This is a genomic window from Acidovorax cavernicola (genome assembly GCF_003581445.1).
Genome location: NZ_QXMN01000058.1, coordinates 1 through 16,675, shown reverse-complemented (window position 1 = coordinate 16,675; position 16,675 = coordinate 1). Strand labels below are relative to the sequence as shown.

Genomic DNA, 16,675 nt, shown 5'->3' with positions numbered 1-16,675 from the left:
CGTCATTCCAGGCCGGCGGCGGGCAGTTCGACCGCGAAGTATGCGCCGCCGCCCGCGCGGTTGCCGGCCTGCAGGTCGCCGTCCATCGCGCGCACGAGCTGCGCGCACAGCATCAGGCCAAGCCCCAGGCCGGAGCCCGCGGGCTTGGTGGTGACGAAGGGTTCGAACAGGTGCGGCACCACGTCGTCGCGGATGCCGGGGCCGGTGTCGCTCACGGTGAGCAGCGCGCGGCCGTCGCCGTGCAGCCGGCCTTCGAGGCGCAGCAGGCGCTGCGGCGCCTCTTCCATGGCCTCGATGGCGTTGCGCATCAGGTTGACGAGCACGCTGCCCAGCGCGGCCTCGTCGGCCATCACGGCCAGTTGTGGCGGGTCGAGGTCGATCTCGACCTGCACGCCGTATTTCTGCTGCGCGCCGGCCACGATCACCTGCGCTTCGGCGATGGCGCCGGCCAGCACGACAGGCACGCGCTGCAGCTGCTGCTTGTGGGAAAAGGTCTTGAGCTGCGCGGTCAGCCGCGCGAGCCGGTCCACCATGTCGCGGATGCGCTTCAGGTTGCCGCGCACGTCGTCGTCGCGCCGATGGTCGAGCAGGATCGCCGCGCTCTCGGAGAGCGTGCGCATCGCCGTCAGCGGCTGGTTGAGCTCGTGCGCGAGGCCGGCCGACATCTGGCCCAGCGCCGCCATCTTGCCGGCCTGCACCAGCTCGTCCTGCGCGGCATGCAGCTGCGCGGTACGCGCGACCACCATCGATTCGAGGCTGTCGTGCGCCGCCTGCAGCGCGGCCTGGTTGGCGAGCTTCTGGCGCTCGGCAAGCCGGCGCTGCCAGAGCGTGACGCCCAGCAGCAGCAGCGCCACCATGCCCAGCGCCGCGGTGACGGCGGCATTGCGCGCGCCCACGCGCAGCGCACCCATGTCGTCCAGCGCGATGAGTTGCCAAGGTGCATGGCGCAGCGTGCGGGTGGTGCCGAGCTTGTCGGCTCCATCGATCCGCAGCAGGTCGACGCCCGGCGCCAGCGCCTCCACGCGCTGCCACTGCAGCGGCTCGAGCGGGGCCGTGCCATAGGGACGCGCGCGCAGCACCTCGGCGCGTTGCAAGGCATCCATCGGCAGCAGCGGCCTGAACTTCAGGTCGTCGCGCGTGGACAGGATGATCACGCCGCGCTGGTCGACCACCACCAGGTCGCCCGGCAATTTGCGCCAGGCGGATTCGTTGTCCTCGAGGTTGATCTTCACCGTGACCACGCCCGGCGCGGCCTGCTCGCGACGCAGCGCGTACGAGAGGTAGTAGCCCGGCCGGCGGCTCGTGATGCCGACGCCGTAGAAGCGCCCGCGCCCGTGGGCGAGCGCATCGATCATGTAGGGCCGGAAGGCGAAGTGCTGGCCGACCGTGGTGCCGGGCTGGTCCCAGTCGGAGGCCGCCAGCGAGGTGCCGCCGGCGTCCAGCACGTAGAGCATCTCGGCGCGCGTGGTGGCATTCACGCCCGCGAGGTAGCGGTTGGCCGCGTCGCTCAGCGCGGGGTCGCCGGGGCTGCGCAGCAGCGCGGGCACGACCGGCGTCATCTCCAGCAGCGCGGGCAGGTAGTCGAAACGCGTCAGCTCGGCATCGAGCCCCGTCGCGATCATGTCGAGCCGGTGCTCGGCGGCTTCGCGCATGCGCGCCAGCCCGGTCTGCTGCGAGAGCTGGTGGCCGACGAAGGCCGAGAGCGCCACCAGCGCCAGCGCGGCGCCCCAGCGCAGGGCCGCGCGGAAGGTGCGATGTCTGGGCGTCACAACAGGAGGTCTGTCCATGGAAGGGGGTGGGCGGTGGGTCACTCGCCCGGCAGGCGCAGGTTAATCCAGATCGCCGCCTGCCGGCCCCTGCCCTCGCCCTGCTTCTGCCAGGCTCAGCGCGCGCTGCCCACCGGCATGTGGATCTCGGTGGCGTCGAGCACGCGCTCGGGCTCGTCGGCGCCGGCGTCGCTGCCCTGCGCCAGTTGCTGCGCCATGCGCTCGGTGTCGAGGTCGCCGGTCCATTTCGCAACCACCATCGTGGCCACGCCGTTGCCGATCAGGTTGGTGAGCGCGCGCGCCTCGGACATGAAGCGGTCGATGCCCAGGATCAGCGCCAGTCCCGCCACCGGCACATGGCCCACCGCCGACAGCGTGGCCGCCAGCACGATGAAGCCGCTGCCCGTCACGCCGGCCGCGCCCTTCGAGGTGAGCAGCAGCACCGCCAGCAGCGTGATCTGTTGCGTGAGCGACATCGGCGTGTTGGTGGCCTGGGCGATGAACACCGCGGCCATCGTCAGGTAGATCGAGGTGCCGTCGAGGTTGAACGAGTAGCCGGTGGGAATCACCAGGCCGACCACCGACTTCTTGGCGCCCAGGTTCTCCATCTTGGCCATCATGCGCGGCAGCGCGGCTTCGCTGGACGACGTGCCCAGCACGATCAGCAGCTCTTCCTTGATGTACTTGATGAACTTCCAGATGCTGAAGCCGTGCGCGCGCGCGATGCCGCCGAGCACCGCGAAGATGAAGAACAGGCAGGTGGCGTAGAAGGTCGCCATCAGCGCGCCGAGCTGCACCAGCGAGCCCACGCCGTACTTGCCGATGGTGAAGGCCATCGCGCCGAAGGCACCGATGGGTGCGACCTTCATGATGTAGCCGACGATGCCGAACAGCACGTGCGAGAACTTCTCGATGAAGTCGAACACCAGCGTGCCGCGGCCGCCGAACTTGTGCAGCGCGAAGCCGAACATCACGGCGAACAGCAGCACCTGCAGGATCTCGCCCTTGGCGAAGGCGTCGACCACGGTGCTGGGGATCACGTTCAGCAGGAAGTCGGTGGTCGAGGTCATCTTGCCGGGGCCGGTGTAGGCCGCGATCGCCTTGGTGTCGAGCTGGCTCGCGTCCACGTTCATGCCGTGGCCCGGCTGCACGATGTTGATGATCACCAGGCCGACGATCAGCGCGATGGTGCTCACGATCTCGAAGTACAGCAGCGCCAGGCCGCCGGTCTTGCCGACCTTCTTCATGTCTTCCATGCCGGCGATGCCGACCACCACCGTGCAGAAGATGATCGGCGCGATGATCATCTTGATGAGCTTGATGAAGCCGTCGCCCAGCGGCTTCATCGCCTCGCCGGTCGAGGGATAGAAATGCCCCAGCAGCACGCCGATGACGATGGCGGTGATGACCTGGAAGTACAGGGACTTGTAGAACGGTTTGGGTGCGGCGGGTGCAGCGGAAGCGTGGTCCACGGGAATATCTCCTTGAGGGGGGCCTGGTGACCACTCCATTCGAGGGAAAACAGGCAAGGGAAAACGGGCGAGGGAAAGGGCAGGCGCCCCGGGGGGTCAGGGCGCGGGCGGGGCCGCGGGTTGGGTCTTTGCGGGCGGACCTCGCAGGAGGTCGCCGCGGTGCGCGGGGGTCGGGGTGCTCATCGGTGTGTCTCCTTGGATGCACACGGTCCCCGCCTTCGAGGGCGGGCCGTGCGGGAGGAGACAGAGCAACGCGCGTGCCAGTCGGACGAGCACCTATTCGGGCGCTAAGTCCTTGTCAAGACTGGAGAAATTCAAAGAAAAGAAAGCGGCCCGCCGAGCTTTCGGACGCGGCGCCGCGAAGCCGTCCGGCGATTCGGACGGCGTACTCAGGGTTGACCCTAGTGCGCTCTAGTGCGCCTGCACGGCCGTCCCGATGGCCTGGTCGAGCAGTTCCAGGCCCAGGTCGATCTCGCTGTCGCTGATCGTCAAGGGCGGCGCGATGCGGAAGACGCCGCCCATGGACGGCAGCTTCACGATGTTCATGCTCAGCCCGCGCTTCATGCATTCGCGCGTGATGGCCTCGCCGAGTTCGGAAGCCGGGTGCTTGGTCTCGCGGTCGGTGACCAGCTCCAACCCCAGCAGCAGGCCACGACCACGCACGTCGCCGATGCAGGCATGGCGCGACTGCATGTCGAGCAGCCCCCGCTTCAGGCGCTCGCCGGCGCTGCGCGCGCGTTCGACCAGCCCGTCGCGCTCCACCACCTGCAGCACCTTCAGGCCGACCGCGGCCGGAAGCGGGTCGGAGACATGCGTCGTGTAGAACAGGAAGCCGCGCGCGTGGGCCTCTTCCTCGATCGCGGCCGTCGTGACCATGGCCGCCAGCGGCAGGCCCGCACCCAGCGTCTTGGACAGCGTCAGGATGTCGGGCGCCACGCCGTCGCGCTCGCACGCGAACATCGTGCCGGTGCGGCCGACGCCGGTCTGCGCCTCGTCGACGATCAGCAGCATGCCGCGCTCGCTGCACTTCTGCTTCAGCGCCGCCATGTAGCCCGGCGGCAGTTCGAGGATGCCGCCGCTGCTGAGGATGGGCTCGGCAATGAAGGCGGCCAGTGCGCCCGTCGATTGCCTGTCGACCTGCTCGAAACCGTCGTCGAGTTCGCGGCGCCAGTCGAGCTCGCCACCCGGTGTCGTGAAGCGCGGCCGGTAGGCGTTGGGCGCGGGAATGGCCAGCGAACCGGCCGCCGCGGGGCCGTAGCCCTTGCGGCCGGCGCTGTAGGTGGCGGCGGCCGCGCTGCCGGTCATGCCGTGCCACGACTGCGTGAAGGCCACCACCTCGTGCCGGCCCGTCACCAGCTTGGCCATGCGGATCGCCGCTTCGTTCGACTCGGCACCGGTGCTCAGCAGCAGGCAGCGTTCCAGATCGCCCGGCGCGTGCCGCGCGATCTGCTCGGCCAGTGCCACCACCGGGCGCGACAGCATGCCGCTGAAGAGATGGTCCAGCGTGCGAACATGCTCGGTGACGACGGCGACGATGTCCGGATGCGAATGCCCCAGCACGGCGCTCATCTGGCCCGACGTGAAGTCGAGAATGGCCCGCCCATCGGCGTCGTAGACGAAACTGCCCTGCGCGCGCTCGATGATCAATGGCTCGAAGCTTCCGCCATAGCGCACCAGGTGCCGCTGGGCCTGCTGCCAGAACTGGGGGTCGTTGTTCCTGCTCATGTCGATGCGTCCCGATCAAAATGCTGCACGTTACGCACCGGCGCCTGCGTCGGGAAGCGAATTGTTTTGAACTCAGGTATCAGGAGAACTCATCGCATGAGCGCCGCGCCGGGCCGCCCCAAGCAAGCTCGCACCGCAGTGCGACGCACGAAGGCATACCCATGAGCCAATCCCTGGACATCGACCTGCTTCGCAGCTTCGTGGCCATCGCCGAGACCGGCGTGCTGGGCCAGGCGGCGATCCGCGTGGGGCGCACGCAGTCGGCGCTCAGCATGCAGATGCAGAAGCTCGAAGGCATCGTCGAGCAACCGCTGCTGCACCGAACCGGGCGCGGCGTCACGCTCACGGCCACCGGCGAGCGGCTGCTCGTGCGCGCGGGCGAACTGCTGCGCAAGCACGACGAAGCCCTGGCGGAACTGCGCGGCACGCAGTTGTCGGGCGTGCTGCGCTTCAGCTGCCCCGACGACTACGCGGTCGTCTTCCTGCCCTACCTGCTGCAGAGCTTTGCCAGCCTGCACCCGCAGGTGCAGCTGGAAGTGACGTGCGCCCCGACGCCCCGGCTGCACGAGCTGCTGGCACGTCATGCGGTCGACCTGGCGCTGGTGTCGGTGTCGAATGCCTCGGGCGCGGCGGCAGACGATGCGATCCGGCTCGAGCCGCTGGTCTGGGTGGCGCAACGCGGGGGCGCCGCCGCGTCGATGGACCCGTTGCCGCTGGCACTGGGCGCCCCGGATGCGCTGGACCACCTGTTGCCCCGGCAGGCGCTGGCAGCCGCGGGCCGTGCGTACCGGCTGGCCTACGCCAGCAGCAGCCTGTCGGGCCTGGTCGGCATGGCACGCTCGGGCCAGGCCGTCATCGTGCTGACGCGCACCGCCGTTCCCGACGACCTGCAGATCCTCACGCCGGAGCACGGGCTGCCCGAGTTGCCGAGTGTCGAGGTCACGCTCGCGTTCGACCGCGACAAGCCCAGCGCATTGACGGCGGCCTTCGCTGCGCATGTCAGGAAGTTTCTGCCCGCGGCCTGAACGGCGGCCACCGTGACATTTGGGAACGTTCTTCACCGTCGCGATGTGCGCGGTAGCACCAGGCCGGGCGTTGGATGGGCATCAGGGCGATGTCTCGCCCTCCTGGAGATGAAATGAAGTTGTCCCAACGCGCGTTCCAACTGGCTGCCGCAGGTGTCGTTGCCGCCGGTGCCTTGTTCGCCGCTGCATCGGCCCAAGCGGCCACGAGCTGGTCCATTGGCGTCAACCTGCCGGGCGTGGTCGTGAGCGAGCCCGCGCCGGTCTACTACGAACCCGCCCCCGTTTACTCGCGGCCGGCCCCGCGCTACTACCAGCCCGCGCAGCCGGTCTACGCCACGCCGGCGCCCATCTACTACGAGCCGGGCTCCCGTTGGGAAGAGCGCCGTGCCGAACGCTGGGAAGAGCGCCGCGCGGAGCGACGTGAATGGCGTCGCCGGCAGTGGGAGCGCGAACAGCACCGCCGCTATTACGAAGATCGCGACTGATGCTGTGTGCTCGGGTGGTGTGATCTGACAGCGCGCTCGAGGCAGTCCGTCCCGGAAAGGCGCCATGCGCAGTGCGCGTACGCGACTGCGCGTGTCCGCCCCGGACCTCAAAATACCGCCCCATGACCACGCCCACGACCCCGCCCGCCGCACCTCGCCCCATCCGCACCGCCGCCACGCTGGTCGTGCTGCGCGACGGCACGGAAGGCCTCGAGGTCCTGATGCTGCGGCGGGCCGAGAAGGCCAACGACCAGAACAGCGGCGCCAGCGTCTTCCCGGGCGGCATGGTCGATGCGCACGACCGCCTGCTGCACCCGCTGTGCGCGGGCCTGGACGACGCCGCCGCGAGCGAGCGCCTCGGCCTGCCCGAAGGCGGGCTCGACTTCCATGCGGCTGCGATCCGCGAGTGCTTCGAAGAGGCCGGGTTGCTGCTCGCGAACGATGCGCAGGGCCGGCCGGTCGAGCTGCTCACGCTCACGTCCGGTGAACTCGACGCCATGCGCGCGGCGGCCGAACGCAGCACCGACGCCCTGCTCGCGCTGTGCGCCGCGCGCGGCTGGTGCCTGGCTGTCGACCGCGTCGCCTACTTCAGCCACTGGCTGACCCCGCCCGGCATGCCGCGCCGCTTCGACACGCGCTTCTTCGCGGCCGCGATGCCCGCCGGCCAGGACGTGCGCCCCGACGGTCGCGAGACCGTCGAACACATGTGGCTGAAACCCGCCGACGCGGTCAGCCCCGCGCGCGGCCTCAAGCTGCTGAACGTGACGCGGCGCGTGCTCGAGCATCTGGCCACCTTCGCCTGCGTCGACGACTTCATGCGCCATGCGCGCGCGCTGCGCCGCATTCCGCTGACCATGCCGCGGCTGGCCGACGGCCCCTCAGGTCGCCGCCCGGTGAACATGGAAGAGCCGGCCTACGACGAGATCGGGCACCTGGACCCCGACGGCCAGGGCGGTGGCCGTTATGCGCTCGAAGCGGGCCTGGTCACGCCGCTGTCCGCGCGCGTGCTGCGCCTGGTGCACGACAGCGGCCTCAACAGCTTCCTGATCGGCGGCAGTGAAGGCTGGGCGCTGATCAACCGCGTGCCCGGCGACGCGGCGCACGAGGCCGCACTGCGGGGCGCGGCGCCCGGGCCGGTGCAATGGGTGCTGTCCACGGACTCTGCGGTGCAGTCCCTGAACCTCGGCGGTGCCACGCTGCATGTGCTGGGTGCGCGGGGTTTCCTGCTGGCCGAGGAACGCATGCTGTTCACGCACGACGCAGCGGACACCGCCGCGGTCGAGACGGATCACCTCGTCGAATGGATCGTGCCGCCGCGCGGCTTCATGCGCCGGCCGGCGTCGGTGCTTGCCGACTGAGCGGTCGCAGGTGTCTCAGGCCTGCTGCGCTTCCGTCAACGCCTGCGCCGCCACCACCGCCTCGGTGCGGTTGCGCACGTTGAGCGCACGGAAGATCGCGGCCAGGTGGATCTTCACCGTGCCTTCGCTGATGCCCAGGCTGCGCCCGATCAGCTTGTTCGGCTTGCCCTGCGACAGCAGCTGCAGCACCTCGACCTGCCGCTCGGTCAGCACGCTGCGCAGGTGTTCGAGGGTCTGGGTGCCCGCGCCATTGCCATTGCCGCGCGCGAAGGCCTCGCCGGCCGCGGAAGACGACGGCGTGACGCCGGCCACGACGCCCGGCGGCAGCGCCGTCAGCATCATCGGCGGCACGTAGACGCCGCCCGCCAGCACCAGGCGCACCGCCGACAGCATGACTTCGGGCGAATAGGCCTTGGGAATGAAGCCGAGCACGCCGCGTTCGAGCGCGCTGCGCATGATGGCCGGGTCTTCGTAGCCCGACAGCACGATCACCGGCACCGCCGGGTGTCGTCGCCGGATCTCGTCGATGTGGGCCTGCCCGTCCGCACCGGGCATGTTGAGGTCGATCAGGGCCAGGTCGAGATCGTCGGTCGCTCCGGCAAGCAGTTCGTCGACGCTCATCGCCAGGACGAACTCGATGCCCGCTCCCAGTTCCGACAACTTGGCTTTGACCGCCTCGATGACGAGCCGGTGGTCGTCGGCGATCAGAATTTTCATGGCATACCCCGGTGTCCCAACGTCAATGTGCATTGGATTCTTCTGCGCCTCAGAAGATAACGGCGATTGCCCCGTCCAGCAAGGCCACCGCGCCCTACCAACGGCATAGACCCCAAGCGGTATGGCGGCCTCCGGTGCCCGTTGAAAAAATGAACGCCCACTCGAACGACCGGGGACATGGGCATGTGCGATCGCTGCAGACGCCGGTGCAAGGCATGCTTCGCAATGCACGCTTGAGAAGCGGGCATTCCTCATGGCCCGCCTGCTCGACTGCTTCTCCCCCTTCATCGCCTTCGGCCTCGGACTCGATGCGTCGATCGCCGCCGGCCAGCCCACGCTCCCCCACGACGACGCCCAGCGCGAGGCCCGCCGCCTGCTCGACATCGCGCGTGCCGATGCGCAGGCGACAGGCGCCAGTGCCGCGCAGATCGAATCGGCCGCATTCGCCATGGTCGCATGGCTCGACGAGATCCTGGGGCGCCACCCCGACGCGGTGGACGGCGCCGCGCCGCTGCAGGTGCAGCTGTTCAACTCCACCAACGCCCACAGCGAGTTCTTCCACCACCTCTCGGCGCTGGGCGCGCAGGACCATGCAGTGCGCGAGGTCTACTGGCACGCCCTGGCGCACGGCTTCAAGGGCCAGTACTACTTCGAGACGGGCGACGAAGGCGAACTCGGCAAGCTGAAGGACCTGCATGGCCGGCAGCTGCAGCCATCGCCACCCGAACTCGATGGCCTCGCGCACGAGCGCATCACCCCCCCTCTCGACACCCTTCCCGCCGCGCTCGGTGCGGCCGGCAGGCGGCGGCGACACCGCACCTCGTGGCGCATCGGCGTCGCGCTCGGCATGGCGCTGCTGCTGTCGTCGCTCGCCCTGCTGTGGTTCTGGCAGGCCGGCCCGCCGGCCGCCGACACGACGCTCACGCAGCGCATCGACCGGCAACTCGCCAGCTACACCTGCGCGGACCTCGAGGCATCGATCGACCCCGACGGCCGCCCGCGCGTGACCGGCTTTGTCTCGCAGCGCGACGACCTGCTGAAAGTGGCGGGCGACGTCGCCGGCATCCCCGGCGTGCAGGCGCCCCACTTCGACATCGGGCTGCGCGTGTGGCCGCACTGCGAGGTGTTCGCCATCCTCAAGCCCTCGCAGGCGCGCAACCGCCAGAAGGGGTACGGGCTGGCGGTGAGCGCCCCGTCGGCGCGCGAGGGCCGGCTGCGCGAGGGCGACGCGGTGCGCGTGCAGGTGGTGGCGCCGCGCCACGAGAGCTACATCTGGGTCGACTACTACACCGCCGACGGCGCCGTGATGCACCTGAACACCGGCCAGGCCCCGACGCGGCTGCGCGCCGGCGAGTCGCTGGAACTCGCGCACGACATCCCGTCGAGCTGGCTCGTGAGCCCGCCGTTCGGCAACGTCATGATCACCGTGCTGTCGGCGCCGATGCCGTTCAGCGAAAACTCCGACCGGCCGCCGTTCGAGATGGCCTCGGCCTACCTGCTGCGCCTGCGCGAGGCGCTGGCGGCCAGCAAGAACAGCGAACGGCTCCTCGCCGATTTCATTTCGCTCGAAACCGTGGCGCGCTGAGTGCCAACGTTACTTGGCAGCCTCGACCCGGATCTGCCGCGCGCCGAAGGTCACGTTGAGCACCTGGGCCTGGCCCGGCGTGACGGCGCGCACCTCGCGCCAGCGCGCGCGGTCGAGGTCGCGGAACGCGGCCATCACGCCGATCGCCTTGGCATCGGCCGGCAGCGTGAGCTCGAGCTTGCGGCTCTCGCCGGGGCGCAGCAGCATCTCTTCGCGTTGCACCAGTTCGGCGCCGAGCGTGGCCTGGTCTTTTTCGAACAGCGAGAAGAAGTCGGCACCTTCGAACGGCCCCGGCGACTTGAGCGCGTAGACGCGCACCGTGAGCGGCGAGGCGCGGCCGCGCGCATCGGGGTTGGCATCGGCGCCGGCCGCGAGCGTGAGCGACACCGGCGTGACCACCGGTTTGCTCGCGCAGCCTGCCAGCAGAAGACCCGCTGCAGCAAGGCCAAAGGCTGCGATACGGCGCCGCGATGCGACAGCAAGGAGGCCCTCATAGGACGAATGGTGTGTACCGAGCGTGCGCATGCTATTCCCTTCGTTGCATTGACCGGTCCGGACGCATCTTTGATTATCACCAGCGAACTCGAACAGGCAACATGCTGACTCCACAACTCGTCGACGCACTGCTCACGCCCATCGGCGAGGCCTCGCCTTGCGGAGACGACCTGGAGTACGACGCCGACTTCATGGCGCTCATCGCCGCTGCGCAGGGCAAGGCCGAACAGCAGTTCGGCGACACCGTGATCCCCGCCGTCGAACCCGACTGGCGCGACGTGGCCGAGCGCGCCGACGCACAGCTGCGCCGCAGCAAGGACGTGCGCGCCGCCGTGCTGTTGCTGCGCGCCGCCACTCGCCTGCAGGGCACGGTCGGTTTTGCGGCAGGCCTGCAATTGCTCACCTCGTTGCTCGATACCTTCTGGGACGGCATACATCCAAAGCTGGATGCCGACGACGACAACGACCCCACCATGCGCCTGAACGCGCTCGCGCCGCTGGCCGACGAGAGCATGGTGCCGCGCGACCTGTACGACGCGCCGGTGGGCAACGCGCCTGGCGTGGGACCGATCCGCGTGCGCGACATCGCGATCGCACAGGGTGTGCTGAATGCGGTCGGTGGCGAGGTCTCCTACTCGCCCGCGCAGGTGCACGGCGGACTCGAAGCGCTGCATGCGGCACAACCCGAACAGCTGCAGGCCGCCATCGGCCTTCCTCCGCTGATCGACCGCCTGCAGAAGCTGCTGGGCGAGCGCACGGGTCGTACTGACGCGGTCGACCTGGGCACGCTGCGCACCGTCGCGCGCACGGTCGCCAAGGCCTGCACGGCGGCAGCCGGTGCGCCGGAGGCATCGGCCGATGAAGGCACGGCGGCAGACGGCGACGCACCGTCCGGCAACGCCCGTCCGGCCGCGCCGCGCGGCGAGATCCAGAACCGCCAGGACGCGGTGCAGATGCTCGACCGCGTCATCCGCTACCTCGAACAGGCCGAGCCCGGCAACCCCGCGCCGCTGCTGATCGAACGCGCCAAGAAGCTCATCGGCGTGAGCTTCCTCGACATCATGGCCAACCTCGCGCCCAACGCGATGGACACCATCGAGACCGTGACGGGCAAACGCCAGTCCGAATGACCGCCCCCGTTTCCACCCGTCCCCATTCACCCTCGCAAGGAGCATCGCCATGGCCAAGAGCAGTCAGAAATTCATCGCACGCAACCGGGCGCCCCGGGTCCAGATCGAATACGACGTCGAGCTCTACGGCGCCGAGAAGAAGGTCCAGCTGCCCTTCGTGATGGGCGTGCTGGCCGACCTGTCGGGCAAGCCCGCCGACCCGCTCGCGCCGGTGGTCGACCGCAAGTTCCTCGAGTTCGACGTCGACAATTTCGACGCCCGCATGAAGGCCATGAAGCCGCGCGCCGCCTTCGCGGTGGAGAACTCGCTCACCGGCGAGGGCGACCTCAAGGTCGAGCTCACCTTCGACAACATGGACGACTTCTCGCCCGCCGCCGTGGCCCGCAAGGTCGGCGCGCTCAACAAGCTGCTCGAAGCGCGCACGCAGCTGTCCAACCTGGTGACCTACATGGACGGCAAGGGCGGCGCCGAAGACCTGCTGGCCAAGGTGCTCGAAGACCCGGCCCTGCTGCAGACGCTGGCCGCCAGCAAGAAGCCCGAAGACGGCGACGCCGCCGCCTGAGCCTCACCCCCGCCCCGATTCCTGACAGACACCCACCGGTACACGAGGAGAAACCATCATGGCCGACGCACTCGAGCAGAGCGCACTGAAAGACGTTGCGTACGCGGGAAGCGACTTCTCGTCGCTGCTGCAGAAAGAATTCAAGCCGCGCAGCGACGAAGCCAAGAGCGCCGTCGAGGCGGCCGTGCTCACGCTGGCGCAGCAGGCGCTGAGCAACAGCACCGTTATCGGCAAGGACGTGACCAAATCGATCCAGGCCATGATCGCCGCGATCGACGCCAAGCTCACCGAGCAGGTGAACAAGATCATCCACCACCCCGACTACCAGAAGCTCGAGAGTGCGTGGCGCGGCCTGCACTACATGGTGAACAACACCGAAACCGACGAGAACCTGAAGATCCGCGTGATGGACATCTCCAAGCAGGAGCTGGCCAAGAACCTCAAGAAGTTCAAGGGCGCGGCCTGGGACCAGAGCCCGATGTTCAAGAAGATCTACGAGGAAGAGTACGGCCAGTTCGGCGGCGAGCCCTTCGGCGCGCTGGTGGGCGACTACCACTTCGACCAGAGCCCGCCCGACGTGGAGCTGCTCGGCGAGATGGCCAAGATCGCCGCCTCGGCGCATGCGCCCTTCATCACCGGCGCCAGCCCCAACCTGATGCAGATGGAGTCGTGGCAGGAGCTCGCCAACCCGCGCGACCTGACCAAGATCTTCTCCACCCCCGAGTACGCCGGCTGGCGCAGCCTGCGCGAGTCGGACGATTCCAAGTACCTGGGCCTGTGCATGCCGCGCTTCCTGGCGCGCACGCCTTACGGCGCCAACACCAACCCGGTGGAAGAGTTCGACTTCGAGGAAGACACCGCCGGCGCCGACCACAGCAAGTACGCCTGGGCCAATGCCGCCTATGCGATGGCGACCAACATCAACCGCTCGTACAAGCTGTACGGCTGGGGGTCGCGCATCCGCGGCATCGAGTCGGGCGGCGCGGTGGAAAACCTGCCGCTGCACACCTTCCCCAGCGACGACGGCGGCGTGGACCAGAAGTGCCCCACCGAGATCGCCATCAGCGACCGGCGCGAAGCCGAACTCTCGAAGGCCGGCCTGCTGTCGATGATCCACCGCAAGAACTCCGACTTCGCGGCCTTCATCGGCGCCCAGTCGCTGAACAAGCCGGCCGAGTACGACGACCCCGACGCCACGGCCAACGCCAACCTGGCGGCCCGCCTGCCCTACCTCTTTGCCTGCAACCGCTTTGCGCACTACCTGAAGTGCATCGTGCGCGACAAGGTCGGCAGCTTCAAGGAGCGCGAGGACATGCAGCGCTGGCTCAACAAATGGATCATGAACTACGTGGACGGCGACCCCGCCAACTCGTCGGAAACCACCAAGGCCCAGAAGCCGCTGGCCGCCGCCGAGGTGATCGTCGAGGAAGTCGAAGGCAATCCGGGCTACTACACGTCCAAGTTCTTCCTGCGCCCGCACTACCAGCTCGAAGGCCTCACGGTCTCTCTGCGACTGGTGTCGAAGCTGCCCACGGCCAAGGGCGCGGGTTGAAAAAAATCTGCGGATTCTTATTGAAATCCCGCTTCCGTTTCGTTCTATGAGTAACTGCCGGACATCGGAACTTCCCTCCCACCACCGGCAGCCAATTTTTTCCTTTCGATCATCAACCGCCTGAATGCAATCGGGCTCCAAGGAGTAGGAACATGTCTTCTGACTTTCACATCAAGCTCGACGGCGTCAAGGGCGAGTCTTCTCACAAGGACCACAAGGACGAGATCGAGATTTCGTCGTGGTCCTGGAACGTGAGCAACGCATCGGGCGCGGGTTCGGGTGGCGGTTCGGGCAAGGGCAAGGCCACGCCGGGTGAATTCAACTTCACGCACGTCTACGACAAGGCATCGCCCGTGCTCGCCAAGAACTGCGTCAGCGGCAAGCACTTCAAGGACATGGTCATGACCTGCCGCAAGTCGGGCGAAGGCCAGCAGGAGTACCTGAAGGTCACGCTCAAGGAAGTCTTCATCTCCAGCGTGGGCCCTGGCGGCGCACAAGGTGGCGACGTGCACGAGCAGGTGTCCTGCAGCTTCAAGGACATCGAGTTCGCCTACAAGGGCCAGGACGAAAAGGGCGCCGGCGGCGGCGAGGTGAAGTTCGGCTGGAACGTGGCCACCACCGAAACCCGCTGACGGCGACGGACCCGTCGGTCATGTCCGGCTCCGGGCGCGCGAGCGTCCCGGGTCCGGTCCCTGCACGTCCTCACCGGAGCAATGCCATGGCATTCAGCACCACACTCATCGGCACCAGCGGCAAGCTGCACACGACCTACAACACCGATTGGTCAGTCGGACGGATCGGCTCCAACACGCGTGAAGACGTGATGCTGGTGCAGGCCCTGTTCAAGATCTTCTACTACGAGTTGCTCGGCTTCAACCACGACTTCGACCCGCCCCCCAACTGGAACGAAGTGATCGTCGTGGACGGCTATTACGGGCCGGTCACGCAGAAGCACATCACGCACTTCCAGGAACAGGCGATCGCACGCGGCCGCAAGGTCCTGCCGGACGGCATCTTCGATCCGTTCCGCGAACCCGGTGCGTCCAGCACGATCAGCAAGACGCGCTACGCGCTCGACCTGCTGAACAACGGCTGTGCCAACAGCTGCGAAGAGCAGAACATCGACAACTACACCAACCTGCCGAACCGCGAAGACATGCCCGCGTTGCTGCGCAGCGCGCTGAAGCGGGTCAAGAAGAAGGCCAGCAAGTACAGCTGAACGCCTCAACGGCCCCGTGCAAAACGCCCGTCCGATGGATGGGCGTTTTTCTTTGCGGGCGGGACGGCGGCGCCGTCGCGAAGCGGGCCGCTCTCAAGGCGCCGTCGAAGCGACGTTCTCGGGCAGCAGGCGCGTCATGTCGTCGTCGGCGTCTTCGATCACCCACAGCGTGAGCGCCGTGTAGTTGTCATGCCCCGGCTTGGCATTGGCCTTGATCTGCGCGTCGAGCAGCTCGGTCCACTGGCTGGGCGTGCGCGACGCGTGAAGCGTGTCGACCAGGCACTCGTCGCCCAGCGGCTCCCACACGCCGTCGCTGCACAAGAGCAGCACGTCGCCGGGCATGAGGCGCATGCGGTCGGACACCGCGATGTCGGGTGCTTCCTCGATCGAGCCGAGTGCCGACAGCAGCATGTTGCGCTGCGGATGCAGGCGCGCGCCCTCTTCGTCGAGCATGCCGCCGGCGACCATCTGCTGCACCAGGCTGTGGTCGGTGGTGCGCGCCACGATGGCGCCGCCACGGAACAGATAAGCGCGGCTGTCGCCGCTGTGCACCCAGGCCAGGCCCTCGTGCTCGAGGTCGATCACCGCGAAGACCACGGTGGAACGCATGCCGGCGAGCTTGCCGCCTTCGGCCTGGCGCGCCACCACGTCGAGGTTCGCGCGCTCGACGAGTCCGCGCAACACGGCCTCGTCCATCGACGGCGCGGCCGAGAAGCCGCCGAGCATGCTGGCGCGCACCGTGGCGGCCGCCACGTCGCCGCCGCCGTGGCCGCCCGCGCCGTCGGCCACCAGGCAGGCGACATAGCGCTCGTCGTGCCAATGCCCATGCACGTCCTCGTTGTAGGTGCGGCCGCCCTGCCGGGAGAGCGTGACGATTTCGATTTCCAAGCGGGGTGCCTCGCGAGTGCTGGGGTGGGTCTGGTATGTCTCAGGTGTCGGACTTCAAGCGCGCCATCTGCTCTTCGTAGGCCGCGAGGAAGGCCTTGCCGAAGAGGCTGTGGAAGTCGTCCTCGGCCTCGCTCGCGATGCCGCCATACAGCGCCACGAACTGGTCCCAGAGCTTGGCCTTGCGGTTGGCGGCGAAGAGCGCGTCGAGCGCGGTCTTCGCGCTGATCTTCTTCTCCAGCTCCGCGGGCTCGAAGCGCCCGATGACATGGGCCAGCGCCGCACGCATGCCCACCATCACGCCGAACTGGTGGGCGCGCAGGTCGTCGAAGGCGTCGCGCATCGCGGCCTCGGGCGGCATGAAGCCGCGCACGCCGGGGCCCAGCAGGTGCGCCAGCGCGACCTCGACCGTGGGCGAGAACTTCAGCGGGTTGTTGGCCTGCGCCGCAATCATCGTGACCTCGGCGCGCACCTCGCGCTTGAACTCCTGGCGCGTGAGCAGCAGCTGCAGCGTGCCTTCCGTCGCGCTTCGCAGCATCGATCCGATGCGCTCCATCAGGCCCGGCGTGAGCATCTCGGGCGGCTGGTGCGTGCTGGCCAGGCCGCGCAGGAAAGCGGCGAGCAGTTCGTCGTCGGAGGCCGCGCGCGCAGCTGCGGCAGGCGCCGGCGGCGCGACACGCACGGGGGGCGGCGGTGGAG

General features: G+C 68.4%; 16 protein-coding genes. 9 read left to right on the top strand and 7 right to left on the bottom strand.

Annotated elements, in window-relative coordinates; all coding sequences use genetic code 11:
* Positions 1-2 precede the first annotated feature (2 nt).
* From D3H34_RS28445 to D3H34_RS28435, 3 genes are all read right to left on the bottom strand, one after another.
* Entirely contained in the window at positions 3-1,769 is a 1,767-nt protein-coding gene (locus D3H34_RS28445; protein WP_286186370.1) for a sensor histidine kinase, read from the bottom strand.
* Between the two features lie 113 nt (positions 1,770-1,882).
* Entirely contained in the window at positions 1,883-3,277 is a 1,395-nt protein-coding gene (locus tag D3H34_RS28440) for a dicarboxylate/amino acid:cation symporter (RefSeq protein ID WP_119557909.1), read from the bottom strand.
* A 372-nt stretch (positions 3,278-3,649) separates the two neighbouring features.
* Positions 3,650-4,963 carry an aspartate aminotransferase family protein gene (locus D3H34_RS28435; RefSeq protein ID WP_119557908.1) on the bottom strand — a complete coding sequence of 438 codons (1,314 nt, stop codon included), beginning with the start codon at positions 4,961-4,963 and terminating at the stop codon, positions 3,650-3,652.
* A 161-nt stretch (positions 4,964-5,124) separates the two neighbouring features.
* On the opposite strand from D3H34_RS28435, the gene D3H34_RS28430 reads away from it, so the two are divergent.
* The 3 genes from D3H34_RS28430 (at position 5,125) to D3H34_RS28420 (ending at position 7,831) form a co-directional block, all read left to right on the top strand.
* The gene (locus D3H34_RS28430; RefSeq protein ID WP_119557907.1) at positions 5,125-5,988 is read left to right on the top strand and encodes a LysR family transcriptional regulator; all 864 of its coding nucleotides are present in this window, start codon (positions 5,125-5,127) and stop codon (positions 5,986-5,988) included.
* Between the two features lie 113 nt (positions 5,989-6,101).
* On the top strand, positions 6,102-6,473 hold the full coding sequence (locus D3H34_RS28425; RefSeq protein WP_119557906.1) for a hypothetical protein: 372 nt from the start codon (positions 6,102-6,104) through the stop codon (positions 6,471-6,473).
* Positions 6,474-6,595: 122 nt separating this feature from the next.
* Complete coding sequence (locus D3H34_RS28420; RefSeq protein WP_119557905.1) at positions 6,596-7,831, top strand: NUDIX hydrolase; 1,236 nt, start codon at positions 6,596-6,598, stop codon at positions 7,829-7,831.
* Between the two features lie 15 nt (positions 7,832-7,846).
* On the opposite strand, the gene D3H34_RS28415 is transcribed toward D3H34_RS28420, so the two are convergent.
* A complete protein-coding gene (locus tag D3H34_RS28415) occupies positions 7,847-8,548 on the bottom strand; it encodes a response regulator transcription factor (protein ID WP_119557904.1) in 702 nt (233 codons plus the stop codon).
* A gap of 253 nt (positions 8,549-8,801) precedes the next feature.
* Between D3H34_RS28415 and D3H34_RS28410 the strand changes: the two genes are divergently transcribed.
* Positions 8,802-10,133: a DotU family type IV/VI secretion system protein gene (locus tag D3H34_RS28410; RefSeq protein ID WP_119557903.1), complete on the top strand. Its 1,332-nt coding sequence runs from the start codon at positions 8,802-8,804 to the stop codon at positions 10,131-10,133.
* Positions 10,134-10,142: 9 nt separating this feature from the next.
* Here the strand turns inward: D3H34_RS28410 and tssJ are convergent, their stop codons facing one another.
* Positions 10,143-10,658 carry a type VI secretion system lipoprotein TssJ gene (gene tssJ / locus D3H34_RS28405; protein ID WP_119557902.1) on the bottom strand — a complete coding sequence of 172 codons (516 nt, stop codon included), beginning with the start codon at positions 10,656-10,658 and terminating at the stop codon, positions 10,143-10,145.
* Positions 10,659-10,729: 71 nt separating this feature from the next.
* Between tssJ and tssA the strand changes: the two genes are divergently transcribed.
* The 5 genes from tssA to D3H34_RS28380 all read left to right on the top strand — a co-directional run bounded on the left by tssA (position 10,730) and on the right by D3H34_RS28380 (position 15,091).
* Positions 10,730-11,758, top strand: coding sequence for a type VI secretion system protein TssA (gene tssA, locus D3H34_RS28400; protein ID WP_119557901.1), 1,029 nt, complete (start codon positions 10,730-10,732; stop codon positions 11,756-11,758).
* A gap of 49 nt (positions 11,759-11,807) precedes the next feature.
* The gene (gene tssB, locus D3H34_RS28395) at positions 11,808-12,320 is read left to right on the top strand and encodes a type VI secretion system contractile sheath small subunit (protein ID WP_119557900.1); all 513 of its coding nucleotides are present in this window, start codon (positions 11,808-11,810) and stop codon (positions 12,318-12,320) included.
* A gap of 58 nt (positions 12,321-12,378) precedes the next feature.
* Complete coding sequence (tssC, locus tag D3H34_RS28390) at positions 12,379-13,872, top strand: type VI secretion system contractile sheath large subunit (RefSeq protein WP_119557899.1); 1,494 nt, start codon at positions 12,379-12,381, stop codon at positions 13,870-13,872.
* 152 nt (positions 13,873-14,024) lie between these two features.
* Positions 14,025-14,504 (top strand): Hcp family type VI secretion system effector, encoded by a 480-nt coding sequence (locus D3H34_RS28385; RefSeq protein ID WP_119557898.1) that lies wholly within the window; start codon positions 14,025-14,027, stop codon positions 14,502-14,504.
* 86 nt (positions 14,505-14,590) lie between these two features.
* Positions 14,591-15,091, top strand: coding sequence for a peptidoglycan-binding domain-containing protein (locus tag D3H34_RS28380; RefSeq protein WP_119557897.1), 501 nt, complete (start codon positions 14,591-14,593; stop codon positions 15,089-15,091).
* A gap of 93 nt (positions 15,092-15,184) precedes the next feature.
* On the opposite strand, the gene D3H34_RS28375 is transcribed toward D3H34_RS28380, so the two are convergent.
* Together D3H34_RS28375 and tagH are read right to left on the bottom strand one after the other, a co-directional pair.
* A complete protein-coding gene (locus D3H34_RS28375; protein WP_119557896.1) occupies positions 15,185-15,979 on the bottom strand; it encodes a PP2C family protein-serine/threonine phosphatase in 795 nt (264 codons plus the stop codon).
* Between the two features lie 40 nt (positions 15,980-16,019).
* The coding region (gene tagH, locus D3H34_RS28370; protein ID WP_119557895.1) for a type VI secretion system-associated FHA domain protein TagH at positions 16,020-16,675 on the bottom strand (656 nt) is incomplete at its 5' end.

Coding starts and splice junctions, on each gene's coding strand:
- D3H34_RS28440 (WP_119557909.1), bottom strand. CDS start 3,277: ATGGAGTGGTCACCAGGCCCCCCTCAAGGAGATATTCCCGTGGACCAC.
- D3H34_RS28435 (WP_119557908.1), bottom strand. CDS start 4,963: ATGAGCAGGAACAACGACCCCCAGTTCTGGCAGCAGGCCCAGCGGCAC.
- D3H34_RS28430 (WP_119557907.1), top strand. CDS start 5,125: ATGAGCCAATCCCTGGACATCGACCTGCTTCGCAGCTTCGTGGCCATC.
- D3H34_RS28425 (WP_119557906.1), top strand. CDS start 6,102: ATGAAGTTGTCCCAACGCGCGTTCCAACTGGCTGCCGCAGGTGTCGTT.
- D3H34_RS28420 (WP_119557905.1), top strand. CDS start 6,596: ATGACCACGCCCACGACCCCGCCCGCCGCACCTCGCCCCATCCGCACC.
- D3H34_RS28415 (WP_119557904.1), bottom strand. CDS start 8,548: ATGAAAATTCTGATCGCCGACGACCACCGGCTCGTCATCGAGGCGGTC.
- D3H34_RS28410 (WP_119557903.1), top strand. CDS start 8,802: ATGGCCCGCCTGCTCGACTGCTTCTCCCCCTTCATCGCCTTCGGCCTC.
- tssJ (WP_119557902.1), bottom strand. CDS start 10,658: ATGCGCACGCTCGGTACACACCATTCGTCCTATGAGGGCCTCCTTGCT.
- tssA (WP_119557901.1), top strand. CDS start 10,730: ATGCTGACTCCACAACTCGTCGACGCACTGCTCACGCCCATCGGCGAG.
- tssB (WP_119557900.1), top strand. CDS start 11,808: ATGGCCAAGAGCAGTCAGAAATTCATCGCACGCAACCGGGCGCCCCGG.
- tssC (WP_119557899.1), top strand. CDS start 12,379: ATGGCCGACGCACTCGAGCAGAGCGCACTGAAAGACGTTGCGTACGCG.
- D3H34_RS28385 (WP_119557898.1), top strand. CDS start 14,025: ATGTCTTCTGACTTTCACATCAAGCTCGACGGCGTCAAGGGCGAGTCT.
- D3H34_RS28380 (WP_119557897.1), top strand. CDS start 14,591: ATGGCATTCAGCACCACACTCATCGGCACCAGCGGCAAGCTGCACACG.